The sequence below is a fragment of the Gilliamella sp. ESL1225 genome (genome assembly GCF_058502635.1).
In genome coordinates, this window is the sequence record NZ_CP196358.1 from 667,325 (window position 1) to 687,515 (window position 20,191).

Consider the following 20,191-nt stretch of genomic DNA (forward strand, 5'->3'; position numbering starts at 1 on the left):
ATTGGCTCGTAATGTTAAAAAATCAAAATTGACCTCTAAATGTATGAAAAATCATAAAGGTAAAAATAAATCTTATAAGTTATCCCGTAAGCCACAAAAGAAAAACAATAAAGGGAAGCGTATAACAGAGAAAAAATTATCGATAGCTTCGATCTTTTTTATATTGTTTATTACGGCTTGCGGTTTAATCATTCTTTATTTTCCATCAATTCGAATTTATTGCCAGCAAACCTATCATCAAGATATTTTGAATTTATTTTCTGAGCTTTCAAACGAAAACACCGATGATATGTTTGAAGTAAAAAATGACGAAATTGATCATAACACAGAAAAAAGCGATCCTGTAAATACCGATAGTGAATTTCAAAAAACAAAACTTCATCCTTTACAGCAACCGATAGCAATACTTGAAGATAAAAAAAATGAGACTAAGAAAAACCAAACAGCGCAAGATGCCCTAAATCAAAAATCAGAGCATAATGTTAAATTGATAACTAAAACTGAAAATAAAAAAAATAAACAAGGAAATTCAACGACTAAAGCAATTAAAGATAATAATTCAATTGAAAGAAACAAATCATCTAATGATCAACCTTTAGTAGTGGATGAACTCTCTAAAAATAGACTAAATATAAAAGATGAATACAATCCAGCGCCAATTATTTTATCGCCTAAAGATAAAGTCTTTTTTGCGGGCGATTCTTTAATGCAAGGCGTTGCTCCTTTTGTACAAAAAATTTTGTTTAAAAACTATAAGATTGAAAGCGTTAATCTAAGTAAACAAAGTACAGGGCTTTCTTACCCTAGTGCCTTTAATTGGCCGAAAGAAATTGATGATACATTAACGCAAGATGATCAAATTAAATTGTTAATTGTTTTTTTGGGGCCGAACGACCCATGGGATTTTCCTGTTAAAGGTTATTCTAAGTATGCAAAATTTAAATCGCCGCTTTGGGAAGAACAATATAAATCGCGTATAAATTCTATATTAACGAGTGCAAAGCAACATAATGTACAAGTTCTTTGGTTACAAGCACCTTGTATGAGTAAATCAAAATTAAATGATGGTATGCTTTATCTAGATAAATTATATCAATCAACAGTGGTAGATGCTGGGCAACATTATTTAACGACGAATGATTTGCTAGGGTGCAGTTTTGATTCTTATAATAGTTTTATTGATTCAAATAACAAAAAGATAAAGGTAAGAGTTGACGATGGCATTCATTTTACAAGTGCAGGTCAAAAGATTTTAGCTAACTCAATTATAAAGCAAATTAGTTTTAAAGAATTAGAGGACATGCAGCATGATTAAATTTACCCGATTTTTTATATTTATGGGGATATTTATTGTTATTGCCAGTTGTAATTTAGCTGAAAGCACAGGACCGTCGCCAGGAATTATTAATTTTGGTGATCCTAATGTTACGCAACTTTTAAATCGTTTATCATTATTAGCAAAAAGTAATGACAATAATAATGTAAATGCAGATTTAACAAAGCAAGTTGTGAATATTATCCAATTTGGCGATTCTCATACGGCAGCCGATTTTTTTACGGGTGAATTTCGTAAATTAATGCAGCAAAAATATGGTGATGCAGGTATTGGCTGGATCCCGCCTTTAGCAATTAAAGGACAATATCATTCTGCAGTGAAATGGGTCGATAAAAACTGGCAAGAATTTAATAGTCGCACTTTAAATAATTTAGATTTTCCAATGGGAGGATTTATTGCAAAGCCAATGAAAAATCCTGCCATAATACAAATCGTGCCTAATGAAAAATCGAATATAGAATGGCAAGTGAAAATCACGTTTAAAGCCTTAGCAAATTCATCTAAAATTTTAGAGCTTTATGATAAGTATGGGCATGAAATTAATTTTAGTTATTCGCCTAAAGTAAATTCATGGCAGACAGCATCAACCATTACTGAAATGCCATTAAAAATTCAAAGCCAAGGCAATGTTGAATTAGGTGGTTTATGGTTAATCAAAAATAACCAATCAGGTGTAACTGTATCTGCTATTGCCACAAATGGCGCTAAACAGTCTATTTGGCAAAAATGGAGCCCAACTTGGTACCGAGAATTGGCTACCTCGCAAGGTGATCTGATTATATTACAATATGGTACAAACGAAAGTTTTGATGATAATATTAATCTTAAACAATATCGTGATAACTTGGTGAATAATATTCGTCAAATTCGTAAAGTATTACCGAAAGCCGTGATTTTGCTTATTTCTCCTCCCGACACTCTGCGTAATGCTACGATAGCACCTAAATCCTTAGATAAAATAATGGCTATTCAAAAGCAAGTTGCAAAATCTGAACACACATTATATTGGGATTGGCAGCAAGCAATGGGTGGAAAATTTTCGGTAAAAGATTGGTTATTACATGGACTTGCCAGACCTGATTTTATCCATCAATCGGTACAAGGATATAAATTAAGTGCTAAATTGTTTTATGATGATTTGATAAAATTCATCAATACTTAATCATTTATTATAAAAATAAGGATTTTTATAACATGCCATCACCTATTATTGTCGCTCTTGATTTTTCAGAAATAAAATCAGCTTGGCAGTTTATTGATCAGATTGAGCCTACAGATTGTCGTTTAAAAGTAGGCAAAGAACTTTTTACACATGCGGGACCTGATTTTGTACGCCAAATTATTAGTAAAGGCTTTGATGTTTTTTTAGATCTTAAATTTCATGATATTCCAAATACCGTCGCAAAAGCAGTATCAGCAGCGGCTGATTTAGGGGTTTGGATGACCAATGTTCATGCATGTGGTGGAGCACGTATGATGGAAGCCGCGAAGCAGGCTTTAAATTCTTTTGGTCAAGATGCGCCGTTATTAATTGCTGTCACCGTTTTAACGAGTATGGAAACAAATGATCTTAATGAGATTGGTATTACTATATCTCCCCTTGAACAAGCTAGCCGTTTAGCTTCTTTAACGCAACAATGTGGTTTAGATGGTGTTGTTTGTTCAGCGCAAGAAGTCCAAACTTTTAAAGCATGTTTTGGTCAACAATTTAAGTTAGTTACTCCAGGTATTCGCCCTATTGATGCAAAGTTAGATGATCAAAGACGAATTATGACGCCGGAACAGGCGCAAGCAGCAGGTGCTGATTATTTAGTAATAGGGCGACCAATTACACAATCATCTAACCCAGCTAAAACACTAAAAACCATTTTAATGAACTTGCAACCGATTGCACATTAAATAATTAGATTTAAACGGTCGAGTTCAAAATTAAAATTTACGCGGCTATTAATACGATAATTTTATTAATAACTATTAGCGATCCCTATAATGATTTAAAAAAGAGCATGTAATTATGTCTGAATCTATTCTTGTCTATTCGACCGATAAAGGTCGCTTAAAACCTGAAAATACACCTAAACCACGTTTAATAACGGATGGTATTATTCGTATTCAAAAACAAACTGCTGGAAGAAAAGGAAAAGGCGTTTGCGTTATTTCGGGATTTGATTTGGATGAAAAGGACTTATTAAAACTTACAACTGATTTAAAAAAACGTTGTGGTTGTGGTGGATCGTTTAAAGATGGCATGATCGAAATCCAAGGTGATAAACGCGATGTATTAAAATCTTTATTAGAAGAAAAAGGATTTAAGGTTAAATTTGTAGGGGGATAGTTTAAGTAAAATAGTTTTAATATAAGAACAGTAAAAGTCGCTTTGTTAAATAACTTTACTAGATAACAAGCTTAACATTTATTTTTTTGTTTATTAGAAGACATTTGAGTTAAATAAAAATGCTTATATGCATTTTTATTTAACAAGGCATTTTCATTCACTATATTTGATTAAAATTTAGAGAATAAGTTAATTTGTTAATTAGCCACGGAAACCATGCATTTTTTTACTAATTTCGCGACGTTCTTTGGAGATTTCAGCATTTTTGATAATATAATCATCAACTCTATCATCATAATCGCTTTTCATATTGGCAATGATGGCTTGTAATTCATCATAAGTCATATTAGGTTTGATATAATCGCTTAAATTTTCAAGTAATAAGACCCGTTTTTGATTGTCTCGAATTTTCTTTTCATTATCAGAAATTTCGCGTTTTAGCTTATTTAAGCGGCGTGATAATCGAATGTATTCTAAAACGTCTTGAAAAGATGGTGCTGTCGTTTTTTCCTTGTCCATCTAAATCCCCTTATTTCAAAAATGGAAAATCATGATTGACTTATTATATACTCAGCTTTATAAAAAAAGCAAAAAGCTATCTTAGCTGCTATTTATTAGTAAAATAAAACTAACAACAAAAAACAAAACAACTATTAAGAATTTGGAGAAAATAATATACAATGACACAAAATTTTTTATGTGTACCAGAATGAGAGATTGTAATGAGCTGGATTGAGAAAATTCTTAGTAAAAATAATATATCAGCAGATCATAAAAGAGCTGATATTCCTGGTGGTGTTTGGACTAAATGTTCTAAATGTGATCAGATTATCTATCAGGCAGAACTTGAGCGGAATCTTGAAGTTTGCCCCAAATGCGATCACCATATGCACATTTCTGCAAGAATAAGGCTGAATAAATTTTTAGATGAAGATTCGCAAGTAGAGCTAGGTGACGATTTGTTGCCTAAAGATATTCTAAAATTTAAAGACACAAAAAAATACAAAGATCGTTTAACAACAGCCCAAAAAGAAACACACGAAAAAGATGCTTTAATTGCCATGAAAGGGACGCTATTGGGTATACCAGTTGTTGCTGCGTCGTTTGAATTTGCTTTTATTGGTGGATCTATGTCATCGGTTGTTGGAGCCATGTTTGTTCGCGCAGCTGAGCAGGCTATTGCAGATAAATGCCCGCTTATTTGCTTTTCTACAAGTGGTGGTGCACGTATGCAAGAAGCATTATTTTCATTAATGCAAATGGCAAAAACGAGTGCTATTTTGGCAAAAATGCAGGATGAAGGTTTACCCTACATTTCAGTGTTAACTGATCCGACAATGGGTGGTGTATCAGCAAGTTTAGCTATGTTAGGGGATATTAATATTGCTGAACCTAAAGCACTTATAGGATTTGCTGGTCCTCGAGTTATTGAACAAACCGTTCGAGAAACTTTACCGCAAGGATTCCAACGTAGCGAATTTTTACTTGAAAAAGGTGCTATTGATATGATTGTTCATCGTAAAGATATGCGAGTGACTATTGCTAGTTTGCTTGCTAAATTAATGCGTTTACCGGATCCTTTGGATAATAAAACTGATCTTGATGACAGCGTTGAAAATGCTGAAAATAATGAACTCGAAACAAATAATATGTGATCATGATGAACACTAAACCTTCTATTCAGTCAGATTTAACTACTTGGCTTAGTTACTTGGAACAATTGCATCCAAAAACCATTGATTTAGGATTAGCAAGAGTTAAAACGGTAGCTGAAAAATTAGAGGTTTTACAAGTTGCTCCTTTTGTGATTACTGTCGCTGGTACAAATGGAAAAGGAACAACTTGCCGTGCTCTCGAAATGATTTTACTGGCAGCAGGTTATAAAGTAGGGGTTTATAGTTCTCCACATTTATTACGTTTTACTGAACGAGTCCGTATTAATAATTTGGAATCAACGGAACAAGATACTATTAACGCATTTGCGAATATTGAACAAATACGTGGCAATATTTCATTATCTTATTTCGAATATGCAACCTTAGCAGCTTTATATCAATTTAAGCAAGCAGCACTAGATGTTGTCATCTTAGAGGTTGGATTGGGCGGTCGTCTTGATGCAACAAATATTATAGATGCAGATATTGCAATCATTACGAGTATAGGAATTGATCACATAGAATACCTTGGCGATAATCGTGAAAGTATCGGGCGTGAAAAAGCAGGAATATTTAAGGAAAAAAGTATTGCAATTGTTGGTGAGCCTGATATCCCCTCAACGATTATCGACACTGCAAAATCAATAGGTTGCCCTTATTATATGGTTAATCGTGATTGGTCTTATCAGCAAATTGATGATAATTATTGGAATTATGATTCATCTCATCATCATTATTATAATCTCCCTATACCCTCTATTCCATTAATTAATGCTGTTACAGCAATTGCAGCATTAAGTTATTCGCCTTTGGATATTCCAGAATCAGCAATTATTGCTGGTTTAAGTCATGTTTCATTGACCGGTCGATTGCAAAAAATTCACACGTTACCTTTAGTTATTCTTGATGTAGCACATAATCCTCATGCCGCTAATTATTTACAAAAACAGTTAGATAAATTAAAACAAGAACAATCGCAATTTTGTAAAGTTAGAATTGTCATTGGTATGTTAAAAGATAAAGATATTAAAAATACCTTGTCTTTGTTAAAAGCAGATAATTGGTATTGTGCTAGCTTATATGGAGAAAGAGGAACCAATAGCTTACAATTAAAAAACATATTAACCGATATGGGGGAAAATAATATTTTCACATTTGATTCTGTCAATGAAGCTTACTTACAAGCAAGGCAAGATGCAAATAAAGAAGATATTATTATTGTTTGTGGTTCATTTCATACGGTATCGGAAGTGTTAGCAGAATTTACCGAAAAATAAGAATGGCTATGACAAAAAACTCAATCAATTATGATAAACAAAAACGAATTAGAAACCGGTTAGTTGGTTTGGCTACTTTATTGATTGTGTTAGCTATTATTGCTCCATTGATATTAATAGATAAAACTGACAAAATCTCAAGTTTAAACTCGGTTACTTATACCTCTGCAACGAATATCAATCATTCAACACATAAATATATTGCCGAGATTGGTGAGAATATGGATATATCTACTCCTCCATCAATACCTGCTGAGCCTGAGATTTATAATACCAATGATAATATACCAAATACATCATTATTGAATACAACAACTTACATGATTCAATTGGTAGCTTTAAAAAATAAACAAAAAATTGAAGAGTTAGTTGCATTACTTAGATTAAACAATTATAACGTGATAATTAGTCCCAAAGACCCACAACCAGACCAGCTGATTAAATTACAAATTGGTCCTTATGAGAGTAAAGAACAAGCTGAGCAAGTTATTATGGATTTAAAGAATCTAACAAAGCTGCAAGGAATTATTGTTAATTAAAAAATAACCACTATTGTAAAAAAACTGTAAGTAAGTGAAGTGAAAATAAGATAAACTAAATAAATTATTTAGTTTTTAATAATTAACATTCGAACGAGTTTTTTGTGATGAATTGGATTGATTTTGCGATTATTGGTGTTATTGTTTTTTCAGCTTTAATCAGTATTGTTAGGGGCTTTCTTAAAGAAGCCTTATCTTTAGTTAGTTGGATATTAGCATTTATTGTTGCAAGTCGCTTTTATTTTTATATTACCCCTTATCTAACTTATTTTGAGAACGATTTAATACGTAATGCGATTGCCATTACAATTTTGTTTAATGCTACTTTATTTGTTTGTAGCATTATTTCATTTTTTATTAGCGAACTAGTTCATAAAACAGGATTAGCAGGAACAGATAGAGTACTAGGTATTTGTTTTGGTATTTTACGTGGTATCTTATTCGTTGCGGCGATTCTCTTTTTTATTGATACTTTCACTTCGCTTTCACAAACTGAAGCGTGGCAAGAATCGCAATTAATTCCCCATTTTTATATTATTATACGTTGGTTTTTTGATTATATTCAGAGTTTATCTTTCTTTTAATTCAATAAAATAAGGTTAGGCATCTATGTGTGGTATAGTTGGAATCGTTGGTTTTAATTCAGTCAATCAATCTATTTATGATGCATTAACCGTTTTACAGCATCGAGGGCAAGATGCAGCAGGTATTGTCACTATTGATGATCAAAATAGTTTTCGATTACGTAAAGCAAATGGTCTTGTAAAAGAAGTTTTTTTAGAACATCACATGGAACGATTACAAGGGAATATTGGCATAGGGCATGTTCGATACCCAACATCTGGCACTTCAAGTCCTCAAGAAGCACAACCTTTTTTTGTTAACTCGCCTTATGGAATAGCCCTCGTGCATAATGGTAATCTTACCAATGCGGCTAATCTACGAAATAAAATATTTGAAGTGAGTCGTCGGCATATCAATACTTTTTCAGATTCAGAAGTTTTATTAAATGTTTTGGCAAGTGAATTGGATAAATTTCCTCATTATCCTTTAACTACTGATAATATTTTTACTGCTATTACACGATTACATCAATTAATAAAAGGGGCTTACGCTTGTATAGCTACTATTATTGGTCATGGCATGATTGCGTTTCGAGATCCATATGGCATAAGACCATTAGTTATTGGTAAGAGAATGATTTGCGAAAGCCAAATCGAATATATGATTGCATCTGAAAGTGTTGCACTTGATATTCTAAATTTTGAATTTGTAAGAGATGTAAAGCCAGGTGAGGCGATATATATTAATCAACAAGGGCATTTATTTTCTCAGCAGTGTACTAATGAATCATATTTTTATCCTTGTCTTTTCGAGTATGTCTATTTTGCAAGACCCGATTCAGTTATGAATGGTGTTTCTGTATACCAATCTCGTATTTTAATGGGACAAAAGCTTGGGCAAAAAATAGCTAAAGAATGGCAAGATATTGATATTGATGTTGTTATACCAATTCCGGAAACTTCATGTGACGCTGCACTTGAAATTGCACGAATCTTGGATAAACCTTATCGACAAGGTTTTGTTAAAAATAGGTATATTGGACGTACTTTTATTATGCCTGGTCAAGAAAACCGTCAAGATTCAGTTAGACGAAAATTGAATGCAAATCGTTTTGAATTTGAAAATAAAAACGTTTTATTAATTGATGATTCTCTTGTTAGAGGAACAACATCAAAACAAATTGTTGAAATGGTGCGTTCAGTAGGTGCCAAAAAAGTGTATTTAGCATTAGCGGCGCCAGAAGTTCGTTATCCTAACGTTTATGGTATAGATATGCCAAATGCAGAAGATCTGATTGCATCAAATCGAAGTCTTGAAGAAATTAAGCAATACATAGGCGCTGATCAGTTAATTTTTCAAGATCTAAATGATTTAAAAGAAGCCATACAATCATTAAATCCTGATATATATGATTTTGAATGCTCAGTTTTTGATGGTCATTATATTACACATGATATTAATGAGAATTATTTTACTTCAAAACAACAGAATCGCGATTAATACATCGCGGTCTTATCAAAAGGTATAAATTAAAAATTCATCTCACTTCTCCTTAAAATAATATTTACATTATAATTATAAAAAATTAATTCCTTATTATTATTCTATAATTTTTATCTTTTTATTAATTAAAAGGTTCATCTTTGGTGATTAACATAAATATTTGTAATTATTACATAATATTTACAAAAAAATTTACTCGAAAATGAAAAAATAAATTGATAAATGACATTTTTGTAATAAAATACATAACACAATGCTTAAATATAGTGTTTTAATAAGTTTATTTAAGAAAATTTATAATTAATCTTTCATTTTTGTCATAATCGTTAATAAATTTTAAAGCGAAGTATTGCAATTTGTAAAAATAAGTGTAAGCTTTTGTAAAGATAAGTTAAGGAAGACGGAAAGTCTTAACGATGACTGGACAAAATAATCAAGCAAGTGCGCTTTGAAAGACTGTTAGCTGAAAGATAAAAAATATAAATATAAGGAATACGTAACATGATAATTAAGAAGAGTCTACAGTTGTCGACTATTTCTACATTGGTGATTGGTATTTTATTTTGCCAATACTCTCATGCTGTGGATGCTAAGGTAGCACAACAAAGTATGACGATTGATAGCAATAAAGTTATTGAACTTAAGGATGGTTCAAAAGTACGTGAAATGATCAATAATCAGCAACGTAGTTTGTATCAAATAGCCTTGATAAGTGGTATTTCTATTGTTGAATTACGTGCCATGAATGACAACCGTTTTGATAATAAAGACGTTGTTGAAGTTGGTGAGCATTTAATCTTACCTGAAAACTCTCCTTTATTACCTGTTGTTTCTAAAAGTATAACGGTCAAACACGATAAGTATGTTAGCTTACCTAAATTAAGTTCTGATGATGATTTTGATATAAATGCTGACAAAGACTCTGTTGATTCAGCCGTTGCATCGGTATTGCAAACTTTAGGCTCTCAAGACTGGAAACAAATTACGTCAAAAGATAATGGTGGTATTTCTGGTCACATAAAAAATCAAGGTAAAGATTATGCAGAATATTACGTTCGTAGCGGTATGCAAAATCAAATTGTTGACCCTTTAAGAAGTGCAGCTCAAAATTTTCTAGGTCGTTTTGGTACGGCACAATTACAATTTGATGTAAGCGATAAAGGTGAATTTGATAATCTAAGTCTTAAGTTATTTAGCCCGTTGTATGATTCTGATAATACATTGATTTTTTCACAAATTTCTTATCAAGAATATGAACATAAGCGAGGAATAGGTAATATTGGTTTAGGTCAACGCTGGGATGTTGCTGATAATAAATGGTTATTAGGTTATAACGTGTTTTTTGATCATGATTTTCAACGTAATCATAACCGTTTAGGTGTCGGTTTGGAAGCATGGTCTGATTATATGAAATTTGCTGTTAACTATTATCATCCATTGTCTGACTGGAAAAAATCTCGTGATTTTGATGATTATCTAGAACGTGCAGCTCGTGGTTTTGATATTCGATTCCAAGGTTATTTACCACAATATCCTCATTTAGGCGCTTCATTGATGTATGAACAATATTTTGGTGATGAAGTTGGATTATTTGGTAAAGATAATCTTCAAAAAGATCCGCGTGCAATAACAATTGGTTTCGATTATACACCTGTACCACTATTTACCTTAAAAGCAGAACATAAACGAGGACAGGATAATAATAAAACTACTAAAGCCGAAATAACAATGAATTATCGCATAGGTGTACCATTAAAAGATCAAGTGGATCCTAATATGGTACAAGTGGCACGTTCGGTTAAAGGTAGTCGTTATGATCTTGTAGATCGTAATAACAATATTGTTTTGGAATATAAACAACAAAAACTTTCTGTCGATTTAGGGCTCGAAACGCTCAAATTAATTGAAGGTCATACTTATCCATTCTCAATTAGTATATCTAGTTCAAAAGGAGTATCAGGTATTGAATGGTCAGGTGATATGTACCAAATTGAAAAAAATGGTGGTTTTTTGTGTGCGACGCTTGATGTATGTACTACATCGAATTGGGGAGATCCTAAAAATAACGTTAATAACTGGAAAATTAAAGCACCAGAATACGCAGATAGTAATGGTATACACCAGCCTGTAAGTAATGGTGGTTTTTATTCCTTAAGTGTAACTGCGAAAGATGGTAAAGGCAAAACGGCTAAATCAAACCCTGTAAGATTTGAAGTTATTCCAGATCCAGATTTACGTAAATTAATTGCCTTAACCGTTAATGTTCGTGGCGAAATAACAAATACTATTCATAAAATGCCTGCTGACGGTAATACAGCTGTGACGATTGTAGGTGGAATTGTCAAACCAACAGCAGATGTTGTAACGAGTTTATCTGATTTAGAAGGTTTACATGATGAAAAAGTCTTTACGGAGCATAAAGAGGATTTCAATACAATTGAGAAAAACTGGACAGCTGTTTCGAATGGTCAAAAAATTAAATTAATCGATGGAACAGGTATTACAAGAAAAGGCGTAACATGCCCGACAAATGATCCTTGCATTGTTGTTAAATCAATTGAGAACGTTAGAAAAGGTGATGTTGTTTCAGACAAATCTGCGACTGCAAGTGGTATGACAGCCCAAGCTGATATCTTCACAATAGACGTAGCTTCAAATTTTAATGGTAATGTCGAATTTACAACGAAATTAGAACCTTATGGGCCATCTGTTAATAAAGTTAATGTTAATTTTACAAATGGTTATGCAGGAAGTATCAAAGTAAAACGGTTAGATGGAGTTATTGTTGCACAATCAGAGGGTAATGTCTTGGTATTTGATCCAAATGGGCCTAATGAATGGCGTGTTGAAGATGAATACTATGTAGAGGCTTATGGTATCGATAATCAAAAAATTGATTCGCCATTTGTTATTTGGTCACTCGTTGATAACAATGGCGTGGCTTGTCCAACGGCAGTTTCACCAACGTTGCCAAGTGCTACACAAGCAGCAAATGGTCCTTGGTTTAACGTTGCTATGGGAATAAATGAACATTATAAAATTCGTCGTAATGATACAAGCTATGCAACGAAAGGAACTAGTCTATCTGCTGCAGGAATGGTTGGTATTCCGAAAGGTCTATTAACTGATCAAATAACGATTCCATCGGCATGTGCAGGTGATCAAGGATTTAAGTTACAAGTCTCTGTAGAATAAACATTTATAGGACTTAGTAGTAAGGCTGAATATTGAACATAACAATTTATTGATTTTTATGAAAGTAAATATTCTTTAAAAATGTTCGTTAGCTGAATAGTTTTGAGATTGTGGTTTGAAAGGAACAATCTTATAGGAACACCATAATTGGTGTATTTTAAAAATACAACATGTAATTAGGAAATTGAAACATGAAAAATTTAAACGTCAAAAAAATCGCATTAGGATTATTTCTTGCAGGTTATGCAGCAAGTAATGCTTTTGCAATAGAAGTTTCTACAGTAGGGAAGATCAGTGGTACAGCACCAATTATTTCAAAAGATAGTAATGGTAAAGATTGGAGTATCAATGTAACAACAAATAGTAAAGATAATAATGTTGTTGCTGTTAATGATACAATTACTATTACTTATGCTATTGTTGACAAAGATGGTGACTTCGAAAGTGATAAAGGAAAAGAAACCGCTTATACTGCTAAATTCTTATTTAAACGAGCTGGTGATACTACATGGCGTGAGGTTCCTGATTCAGCAAGCACAGTTGGAAAAACAAAAGGTACAATTACTTATACTATTCCAAATAGTTTAGCAAATGCTGTTGCACTAGGTTTTACAATGCGAGCAACTACTCAATTCGGTTACCCAAAGGAAGGTAATTGGCTTGTTGTTAAAGACTTAGGTAGTGCGGCTGCAAGTGCTAACCAAGTAACTGATCCAGGAACAGATATTGATAATGGTGGTGGTACTGGTGGTGGTGATACTCTTCCAGGTTCTCCATCAATAACTAACCCAATTCAACCGGGTGGTGATATTGTCATGGGTATCTTTAAATTCGGTGATTTAACTAAAAACTATAAAATTGCTTCAGATAATTTGAACTTAGGTGAAAAATTTGAAACTCGTATTTGGGTAGATAGCAATCATAATAACCTACCTGAAACCGGCGAAGACGATTTAACTCCTAACTATACTACTTTCCAATGGTATGTAACTGGCGGTAACAGCGCTGCTAACGGTAATGCAATATCTAATGATATTAAATTAGAAGGGGCTACATCAAGTTCAATTGAATTGCCAACTACCAATGCAGACGCGATTAGTAAGTGGTCTACACTTCCTTCAGCAACAACAGGTGCCGGTTTACAAGGATTCCAACTTAAAGTCATCCCTACAAGTTCATCATCTACTAAGTTTGCACTTTAATGTAGAGATTATAACTGATCAATCTATTATTAATTTAGTTGATAAAAAAACCACTCATTTGAGTGGTTTTTTATTAATAATAAGATCAGTAAATAGGTAATAATTTATATAATTAATTATGTGTATTCTTTTTAAAATTTCAGTATATTTGCACTGCGTTTTATGAGGTAAATAATGAATATTCCTTGGCAAGAATTAGATGATTTTACTTTAACTAATATTATTGAAACGTTTGTGTTGCGTGAAGGCACTGATTATGGTGAGTTTGAAAAAACACTAACTGATAAAGTAAATCAAGTTAAAAATCAATTGATAAGAGGTGAGATCATTATTGTTTGGTCTGAGCTTCATGAAACGATAGATATTATTAAAAAATAATTCATATTGATTAACAAAATGGTATTAGATATATATCTGACGATCCTAGTATTTAAGCTAGGAAAGCTTAAATATTCATAGATGACAAGTCTATAATTTATCTTTTAACTTTGTTATAGTGTGCGAACGCTATGATATGCAAAACTAAATGTTAAAAGCGAGGATCGAATGATAGTGGATAATCAGCAATCAGATTCCATATTAGAATGGTTTTTATCTCATTGCCATATACATAAATATTCAGCTAAAAATACATTGATTCATCAAGGAGAAAAAGCAGAAACACTTTATTATATTATTAAAGGTACTGTTGCTGTATTAATAAAAGATGATGAAGGTAAAGAAATGATTTTGTCTTATCTTAATCAAGATGAGTTTTTTGGTGAAATAGGTCTATTCGTTGAAAATACTGAGCGTAGTGCTTGGGTAAAAGCAAAAACCTCGTGTGAGATTGCCGAAATATCTTATAAAAAGTTTAAACAATTGGTTCAAGTCAATCCAGATATTTTAATGCGTTTGTCGGCCCAAATGGCAAGTCGCTTGCAAGTGACCTCAGAAAAAGTAGGTAATCTTGCCTTTTTAGATGTTGCTGGACGCATAGCACAAACATTATTAAATTTAACAAAATTACCTGAAGCGATGACACATCCTGAGGGGATGCAAATAAAAATTACGCGTCAGGAAATTGGTCAAATTGTTGGTTGTTCACGTGAAACGGTTGGTCGAATATTAAAAATGCTAGAAGATCAGCGTCTTATTTATGCACATGGTAAAACTATTGTTGTTTATGGTAGTCGTTAAATTATGAAAAAACGTCGCCTAATCAATCATAACGAAATTATTATGTTATAGGATAGACAATGACAGAAAAGAGATCTATTCCTAATCATGTCGCTATTATTATGGATGGCAATGGTCGCTGGGCAAAAAGACGTAATCAATTACGAGCAGTAGGCCATAAAGCAGGACTGAAAACAGTTCGTGAAATTGTTCGTTACGCTGCCAGTAATGATATTAAAGTATTAACTTTATATGCTTTTAGTAGTGAAAATTGGAAACGCCCATCACATGAAGTTTCCTCGCTTATTTCATTATTTATGTATGCCTTGAATCGCGAAATAAAAAATCTTCATAGAAATAACATTTGTTTAAAAATTATTGGTGATATTTCGCGGTTCAATAAAAAGTTACAACAAAAAATTATTAATGCGCAAGAATTAACGAAAAATAACCAAGGCCTTATTTTAAACATTGCAGCCAATTATGGCGGGCGATGGGATATTATTAATGCTGTCAAAGCCTTGACTTATCAAGTTATTAAAGGTGATTTAAATATTGATAACATTAATGAACAGAATTTTACATCATACGTTTGCTTAAGTAACCAACCTGAGGTAGACCTTGTTATACGTACGGGTGGTGAATGTCGTATCAGTAATTTTTTATTATGGCAAATTGCCTATTCAGAATTTTATTTTACTGACGTTTTATGGCCTGATTTTACAATAGAAAAATTTAAAGAAGCACTTAACACCTTTACTAATCGTGAGCGTCGTTTTGGTGGTGTTAATTTAGAGGAAAATATATGCTAATTCATCGCTTAATAACAGCTCTTATTTTAATTCCGCTTGTTATCATTGCTCTATTTTGGTTACCTTTTAACTTATTTGCATTTGTCATTATTGGTATTTGTGGTTTAGCTGCATGGGAATGGACCCAATTTTTCAAATATCAACATAAATTTTCTAGAGTAGTCTATACAGTGATCATGATTATTGGACTGATTGGGATATTCTATTTGCAGGCTTTTTGTCTAAAATCTCATAGTTTATCTAAAATGATTCTTATTTTGTCGGTAGTCTGGTGGATTGTTGCTGCATTTTTAGTGATAACCTATCCTAAAAACAGCCAATTGTGGTCTAATCATTTATTTATAAAATATCTATTTTCAATTTTTACCCTTGTCCCTTTTTTTGTTGGAATGATGGAATTACGAGATTTTAATTATACTAATAACACTTTTGATGGTGCATTTTTAGTGTTATATGTCTTCGTTCTTGTATGGGTAACAGATTCGGGCGCATATTTTGTCGGGCGAAGTTTTGGTAAACACAAATTAGCCCCAAATGTATCGCCAGGTAAAACAATTGAAGGATTATTAGGCGGCACTCTTTTTGCTATTATTATAGCTTTAGTTGTTTATTTAGCTGATTATCTACACATTAATTTTATGACGTTTATTATTAGCTCTTTCTTTGCAATTTTTGTTTCTGTTTTAGGTGATTTAACTGAAAGCATGTTTAAACGTGAGGCTGGTATTAAAGATAGTGGGCATTTAATTCCAGGACATGGTGGCATTTTAGATCGCATTGATAGTTTAACTGCAGCAATTCCAATTTTTGCAGCATTATCTTTGCATTTATTATAAAAAGGTTATAGATTGTGCTTTGGTCATTATTATTATTTATCATTACTATTAGTTTACTGGTCACGGTACATGAGTTTGGTCATTTTATTGTTGCCAGATTATGTGGTGTCAAAGTTGAACGATTTTCGATTGGTTTTGGTAAAAAAATAATAAGTCATAAATTTGCCAGTGGACTAGAACTTGTTATTGCCATGATTCCCTTAGGTGGCTATGTTAAAATGCTTGATAGCAAAATACATAAAATATCTCCTGAAGAAGTGAAATATGCTTTTAATCATAAGAAAATTTGGCAACGTGTAGCAATTATTGTTGCAGGACCTTTTGCTAATTTTTTATTAGCACTTATTCTGTTTTGGATTATTTTTATGATGGGCGTTATCATTTATCCAGTACAAATAAAGGCAATAGTACCAAATAGTCCAGCGAGTATGGCAATGATTCCAGACGATATTGAATTAAAAAAAATAAATAATACTAATATTACAAATTGGAATGATGTGAATACGGCTTTAATCAGTGTTATGGGAAGCGAGAATGTGAGTATTACTTATCTAATTCCCCAAATGTACGATAAACAAGCAGAAATAACAACACAAGTAAATATTAGTCATTGGAAATTTGATATAGAAAAAGAGTCGCCAATAACAACTTTTGGATTTATACCTAAAACATTGGACGTTTATCCAATAATCAGTAAAATTATATCTGGTTCGGCAGCTGAAAAAGTTGGATTGAAAATTGGCGATGAAATTATTGCTTATAATGGTAAAGAATTTGATAATTGGGCTAACTTTGCGTTAAAAATTAAAGCGGGGAATCCAATTTTAATCGAATATAAACGAGAAAATATGAACTTTCATGCAACTTTGATACCAAATATTCAAGCAAATGGTGAATATGTTGCAGGTATATTTCCTACATCAAATATTGTTACAAAACGTTATGGATGGTTAGATGGATTTTACAAAGGAGTTGAACAGACTGTTGTCATGACAAAATTAACGATAAATTCTTTTTATCAGTTAATAACAGGTGTTATTGGTCTTAATCACTTATCAGGACCAATAACTATAGCGAAAAGTGCCGGGAATACAGCAAGTTATGGATTAACGCCCTATTTATATTTTTTAGCATTTATTAGTATAAATTTAGGTATAATTAATCTTGTTCCCTTACCTATGTTAGATGGCGGTCATCTTATCTTTTTATTAATTGAAAAGATAAAAGGTGTTCCTGTTAAGGAAAATATTCAAGAACGCTTTTATCTAATTGGTTTTATTTTATTGGTGGTCATAATGGCTATTGCACTCTTTAATGATATTTTACGTTTGTGATGGGATGAGGTTATAAACATTTACATGAAAATAAATAAATTACTTTTGGCATCTTTGCTGTTAGGAACCAGTTCATTTTATAGTTCGAGCGCTTTTAGTCTTGAAGATTTTGTTGTTAAAGACATTAAATTTGAAGGATTACAACGGGTAACAGTCGGAGCTGCATTACTTGAAATGCCAATTCAAGTTGGTGATTATGTTAATGAAAGCGAATTAGGTCGCATCATCAAAGCACTTTATGCCAGCGGCAATTTTGAAAATATTAGCGTTGCACGTGATGGTGATAAACTCATTATCAAAGTACTTGAACGTCCAACAATTGCTAATATTACTTTTTCGGGTAATAAGTCGGTAAAAGATGATATGCTCAAGAAAAATCTTGATAGTTCTGGTGTTCGAGAAGGCGAAGCGTTAGATAGAACAACACTTTCTTCTATTGAAAAAGGACTCGAAGATTTTTATTATAGTATTGGTAAATATAACGCTCAAGTTAAAGCTGTTGTTACCCCTCTTTCTCGTAATCGAGTTGATTTAAAATTAGTCATTGGCGAAGGTAAATCGGCATTAATTGATCAAATCAATATTGTTGGTGCAAAAGCTTTTTCCTCTGAAGAACTTATTTCACGTTTTTCCTTGCGTGATGAGGTACCTTGGTGGAATCTTTTAGGTGATCGTAAATATCAAAAACAAAAATTAGCTGCTGATTTAGATGAACTACAAAGTTATTATCTTAATCGTGGTTATGCTCGTTTTAATATCGAGTCAACGCAAGTCAGCTTGACACCTGATAAAAAAGGGATTTATGTCACAATTAATATTCATGAAGGTGAGCAATATAAGTTATCTGATATAGAGTTTTCAGGTAATTTTGCTGGTCATAAAGATGAAATCATGAAAATTGCCAAGGAACGTATTAAAAATGGCGAATTATATAATGGGCAAAAAATAACACAAATTGAAGATAATATAAAACGGTTATTAGCAAATTACGGTTATGCATTTCCTCGTGTTATAGTTCATCCTGATATGAACGACACAAATCATACTGTTAAATTAATGGTATTTGTTGATGTTGGTCAAAGATATTATGTCAGGGATATTAAAATAGTCGGTAATAGCGTAACAAGTGAAAAGGTTATTCGCCGAGAATTACGCCAAATGGAAGGGACGTGGTTAAGTAATGGTCTTGTCGAATTAGGTAAAGAGCGTATTAATCGATTAGGATTTTTTGATACAGTTGATGTAACAACAGAGCGTATTCCTGGTGTTGATGATCAAGTTGAAGTGATTTATAAAGTTACTGAACGCAATACAGGTAGTATTAAATTTGGTATAGGTGTGGGGTCGGACAGTGGACTAAGTTTTAATGCTGGTATTTCACAAGAAAACTGGTTAGGAACAGGTAACAGTGTCTCGTTTGATGTCAATACAACTGATACCGATAAAACTGCATCAATTTCAATTACTGATCCTTATTTTACAGTAGATGGTGTTAGTTTAGGTGGTAGTATTTATTACAATACTTACAAAGCTGATGATGATGACCAATCAGAATATTCAAGTAAAACATGGGGTGCTTCAACCAGTTTAGGTTTCCCAATTAGTGAAAATAATTTTATTCGATTTGGTACTGAATTTGCGAATCATAAATTATCTGATATGCAACCTCAATATGGAATGTGGCGTTATTTTGATTCTATGGGTGCAAACTTAAAAGGGAAAAAATCTATTTCATATAATACCAATGATGTTTTATTAAGTGCATATTGGATTTATAACTCATTGGATAGAGGTTATTTCCCGACGGAAGGTTTAAGATTATCTGCTAATGCTAAAATAACGGCGCCATTGTTTGATAATCGTTATTACAAATTAATTTCAGATGCATCTTATTATTACCCAATAGATTATGACCATAATTGGGTATTTTTAACACGTGCACGTCTTGGTTATGGTAATGGTTTAGGGGGTAAAGAATTACCGTTTTATGAAAACTTTTATGCCGGTGGTTCAACAGTATTACGTGGATTTAAATCGAATACGGTAGGCCCTAAAGCAGTCTATTTTGAGAATTCAAGATGTAATTTAGAAAATTCTTCAGGCTGTGAAGCAAGTAAAGATGCGGTTGGTGGTAATGCTTTAGCTTTTGCAAGTGCAGAACTTATTGTACCAACACCATTTGCTAGTGAAAAATATAGTAATTCAATTCGTACATCTTTATTCTTTGATGCAGGTACGGTTTGGGATACTGAATGGGATTTAAAAAATAGCAATCTTCCTGATTATAGTTCACCATCAGATATTCGCATGTCTGGTGGTATTGCTGTACAATGGATGTCGCCATTAGGGGCGTTAGTGTTCTCTTATGCGCAACCAATTAAGAAATATAGGGGAGATTCCTCTCAACAATTCCAATTTAATATTGGATCCACATGGTAAACATGT

18 protein-coding genes are annotated in these 20,191 nt (G+C 32.5%); 17 read left to right on the top strand and 1 reads right to left on the bottom strand.

The genetic code is table 11. The features are described from left to right. Position 1 precedes the first annotated feature (1 nt). From ACSYSW_RS02955 to yciH, 4 genes are all read left to right on the top strand, one after another. On the top strand, positions 2-1,315 hold the full coding sequence (locus tag ACSYSW_RS02955) for an SGNH/GDSL hydrolase family protein (RefSeq protein WP_491704772.1): 1,314 nt from the start codon (positions 2-4) through the stop codon (positions 1,313-1,315). Next, complete coding sequence (locus tag ACSYSW_RS02960; protein WP_491704771.1) at positions 1,308-2,498, top strand: GDSL-type esterase/lipase family protein; 1,191 nt, start codon at positions 1,308-1,310, stop codon at positions 2,496-2,498. Before ACSYSW_RS02955 ends, ACSYSW_RS02960 begins: the two co-directional genes overlap by 8 nt. A gap of 32 nt (positions 2,499-2,530) precedes the next feature. Further along, positions 2,531-3,235: an orotidine-5'-phosphate decarboxylase gene (gene pyrF, locus ACSYSW_RS02965; RefSeq protein WP_491704770.1), complete on the top strand. Its 705-nt coding sequence runs from the start codon at positions 2,531-2,533 to the stop codon at positions 3,233-3,235. Between the two features lie 115 nt (positions 3,236-3,350). Beyond that, positions 3,351-3,671, top strand: a complete 321-nt coding sequence (yciH, locus tag ACSYSW_RS02970; protein WP_491704769.1) for a stress response translation initiation inhibitor YciH — start codon at positions 3,351-3,353, stop codon at positions 3,669-3,671. 201 nt (positions 3,672-3,872) lie between these two features. Here yciH and tmaR read toward each other — a convergent pair whose 3' ends face one another. Beyond that, entirely contained in the window at positions 3,873-4,190 is a 318-nt protein-coding gene (gene tmaR / locus ACSYSW_RS02975) for a PTS system regulator TmaR (RefSeq protein ID WP_491704768.1), read from the bottom strand. Between the two features lie 203 nt (positions 4,191-4,393). Here tmaR and accD point away from each other — a divergent pair, with 203 nt between their 5' ends. The 13 genes from accD to bamA all read left to right on the top strand — a co-directional run bounded on the left by accD (position 4,394) and on the right by bamA (position 20,185). Next, positions 4,394-5,326 carry an acetyl-CoA carboxylase, carboxyltransferase subunit beta gene (accD, locus tag ACSYSW_RS02980; protein ID WP_491704767.1) on the top strand — a complete coding sequence of 311 codons (933 nt, stop codon included), beginning with the start codon at positions 4,394-4,396 and terminating at the stop codon, positions 5,324-5,326. After that, positions 5,326-6,603 (top strand): bifunctional tetrahydrofolate synthase/dihydrofolate synthase, encoded by a 1,278-nt coding sequence (folC, locus tag ACSYSW_RS02985; protein ID WP_491706108.1) that lies wholly within the window; start codon positions 5,326-5,328, stop codon positions 6,601-6,603. The genes accD and folC overlap by 1 nt, the downstream gene beginning before the upstream one ends. A gap of 8 nt (positions 6,604-6,611) precedes the next feature. Further along, on the top strand, positions 6,612-7,142 hold the full coding sequence (locus tag ACSYSW_RS02990) for an SPOR domain-containing protein (RefSeq protein WP_491704766.1): 531 nt from the start codon (positions 6,612-6,614) through the stop codon (positions 7,140-7,142). Between the two features lie 107 nt (positions 7,143-7,249). Then, the gene (locus tag ACSYSW_RS02995) at positions 7,250-7,726 is read left to right on the top strand and encodes a CvpA family protein (protein WP_491706107.1); all 477 of its coding nucleotides are present in this window, start codon (positions 7,250-7,252) and stop codon (positions 7,724-7,726) included. Between the two features lie 25 nt (positions 7,727-7,751). Then, a complete protein-coding gene (gene purF, locus ACSYSW_RS03000; RefSeq protein ID WP_491704765.1) occupies positions 7,752-9,206 on the top strand; it encodes an amidophosphoribosyltransferase in 1,455 nt (484 codons plus the stop codon). 504 nt (positions 9,207-9,710) lie between these two features. Beyond that, positions 9,711-12,404 (top strand): inverse autotransporter beta domain-containing protein, encoded by a 2,694-nt coding sequence (locus tag ACSYSW_RS03005; RefSeq protein ID WP_491704764.1) that lies wholly within the window; start codon positions 9,711-9,713, stop codon positions 12,402-12,404. Positions 12,405-12,595: 191 nt separating this feature from the next. After that, positions 12,596-13,606 carry a hypothetical protein gene (locus ACSYSW_RS03010; protein ID WP_491704763.1) on the top strand — a complete coding sequence of 337 codons (1,011 nt, stop codon included), beginning with the start codon at positions 12,596-12,598 and terminating at the stop codon, positions 13,604-13,606. 174 nt (positions 13,607-13,780) lie between these two features. Continuing rightward, entirely contained in the window at positions 13,781-13,984 is a 204-nt protein-coding gene (locus tag ACSYSW_RS03015; protein ID WP_491704762.1) for a YheU family protein, read from the top strand. A 168-nt stretch (positions 13,985-14,152) separates the two neighbouring features. After that, the gene (gene crp, locus ACSYSW_RS03020) at positions 14,153-14,785 is read left to right on the top strand and encodes a cAMP-activated global transcriptional regulator CRP (RefSeq protein ID WP_491704761.1); all 633 of its coding nucleotides are present in this window, start codon (positions 14,153-14,155) and stop codon (positions 14,783-14,785) included. 59 nt (positions 14,786-14,844) lie between these two features. Next, complete coding sequence (uppS, locus tag ACSYSW_RS03025) at positions 14,845-15,576, top strand: undecaprenyl pyrophosphate synthase (protein WP_491704760.1); 732 nt, start codon at positions 14,845-14,847, stop codon at positions 15,574-15,576. Continuing rightward, positions 15,570-16,412 (top strand): phosphatidate cytidylyltransferase, encoded by an 843-nt coding sequence (locus ACSYSW_RS03030; protein ID WP_491704759.1) that lies wholly within the window; start codon positions 15,570-15,572, stop codon positions 16,410-16,412. Before uppS ends, ACSYSW_RS03030 begins: the two co-directional genes overlap by 7 nt. Positions 16,413-16,426: 14 nt before the next feature. Next, positions 16,427-17,746, top strand: a complete 1,320-nt coding sequence (gene rseP, locus ACSYSW_RS03035; protein WP_491704758.1) for an RIP metalloprotease RseP — start codon at positions 16,427-16,429, stop codon at positions 17,744-17,746. Positions 17,747-17,770: 24 nt separating this feature from the next. Then, the gene (gene bamA, locus ACSYSW_RS03040) at positions 17,771-20,185 is read left to right on the top strand and encodes an outer membrane protein assembly factor BamA (RefSeq protein WP_491704757.1); all 2,415 of its coding nucleotides are present in this window, start codon (positions 17,771-17,773) and stop codon (positions 20,183-20,185) included. The last annotated feature ends 6 nt before the right edge of the window (positions 20,186-20,191 follow it).

What these genes read in the sequence shown, in the direction of transcription:
- ACSYSW_RS02995 (WP_491706107.1), top strand. Translation starts at nt 7,250, where the DNA reads ATGAATTGGATTGATTTTGCGATTATTGGTGTTATTGTTTTTTCAGCT.
- accD (WP_491704767.1), top strand. Translation starts at nt 4,394, where the DNA reads ATGAGCTGGATTGAGAAAATTCTTAGTAAAAATAATATATCAGCAGAT.
- ACSYSW_RS03015 (WP_491704762.1), top strand. Translation starts at nt 13,781, where the DNA reads ATGAATATTCCTTGGCAAGAATTAGATGATTTTACTTTAACTAATATT.
- purF (WP_491704765.1), top strand. Translation starts at nt 7,752, where the DNA reads ATGTGTGGTATAGTTGGAATCGTTGGTTTTAATTCAGTCAATCAATCT.
- pyrF (WP_491704770.1), top strand. Translation starts at nt 2,531, where the DNA reads ATGCCATCACCTATTATTGTCGCTCTTGATTTTTCAGAAATAAAATCA.
- ACSYSW_RS02990 (WP_491704766.1), top strand. Translation starts at nt 6,612, where the DNA reads ATGACAAAAAACTCAATCAATTATGATAAACAAAAACGAATTAGAAAC.
- ACSYSW_RS03005 (WP_491704764.1), top strand. Translation starts at nt 9,711, where the DNA reads ATGATAATTAAGAAGAGTCTACAGTTGTCGACTATTTCTACATTGGTG.
- ACSYSW_RS03030 (WP_491704759.1), top strand. Translation starts at nt 15,570, where the DNA reads ATGCTAATTCATCGCTTAATAACAGCTCTTATTTTAATTCCGCTTGTT.
- ACSYSW_RS03010 (WP_491704763.1), top strand. Translation starts at nt 12,596, where the DNA reads ATGAAAAATTTAAACGTCAAAAAAATCGCATTAGGATTATTTCTTGCA.
- bamA (WP_491704757.1), top strand. Translation starts at nt 17,771, where the DNA reads ATGAAAATAAATAAATTACTTTTGGCATCTTTGCTGTTAGGAACCAGT.
- ACSYSW_RS02960 (WP_491704771.1), top strand. Translation starts at nt 1,308, where the DNA reads ATGATTAAATTTACCCGATTTTTTATATTTATGGGGATATTTATTGTT.
- crp (WP_491704761.1), top strand. Translation starts at nt 14,153, where the DNA reads ATGATAGTGGATAATCAGCAATCAGATTCCATATTAGAATGGTTTTTA.
- tmaR (WP_491704768.1), bottom strand. Translation starts at nt 4,190, where the DNA reads ATGGACAAGGAAAAAACGACAGCACCATCTTTTCAAGACGTTTTAGAA.
- yciH (WP_491704769.1), top strand. Translation starts at nt 3,351, where the DNA reads ATGTCTGAATCTATTCTTGTCTATTCGACCGATAAAGGTCGCTTAAAA.
- uppS (WP_491704760.1), top strand. Translation starts at nt 14,845, where the DNA reads ATGACAGAAAAGAGATCTATTCCTAATCATGTCGCTATTATTATGGAT.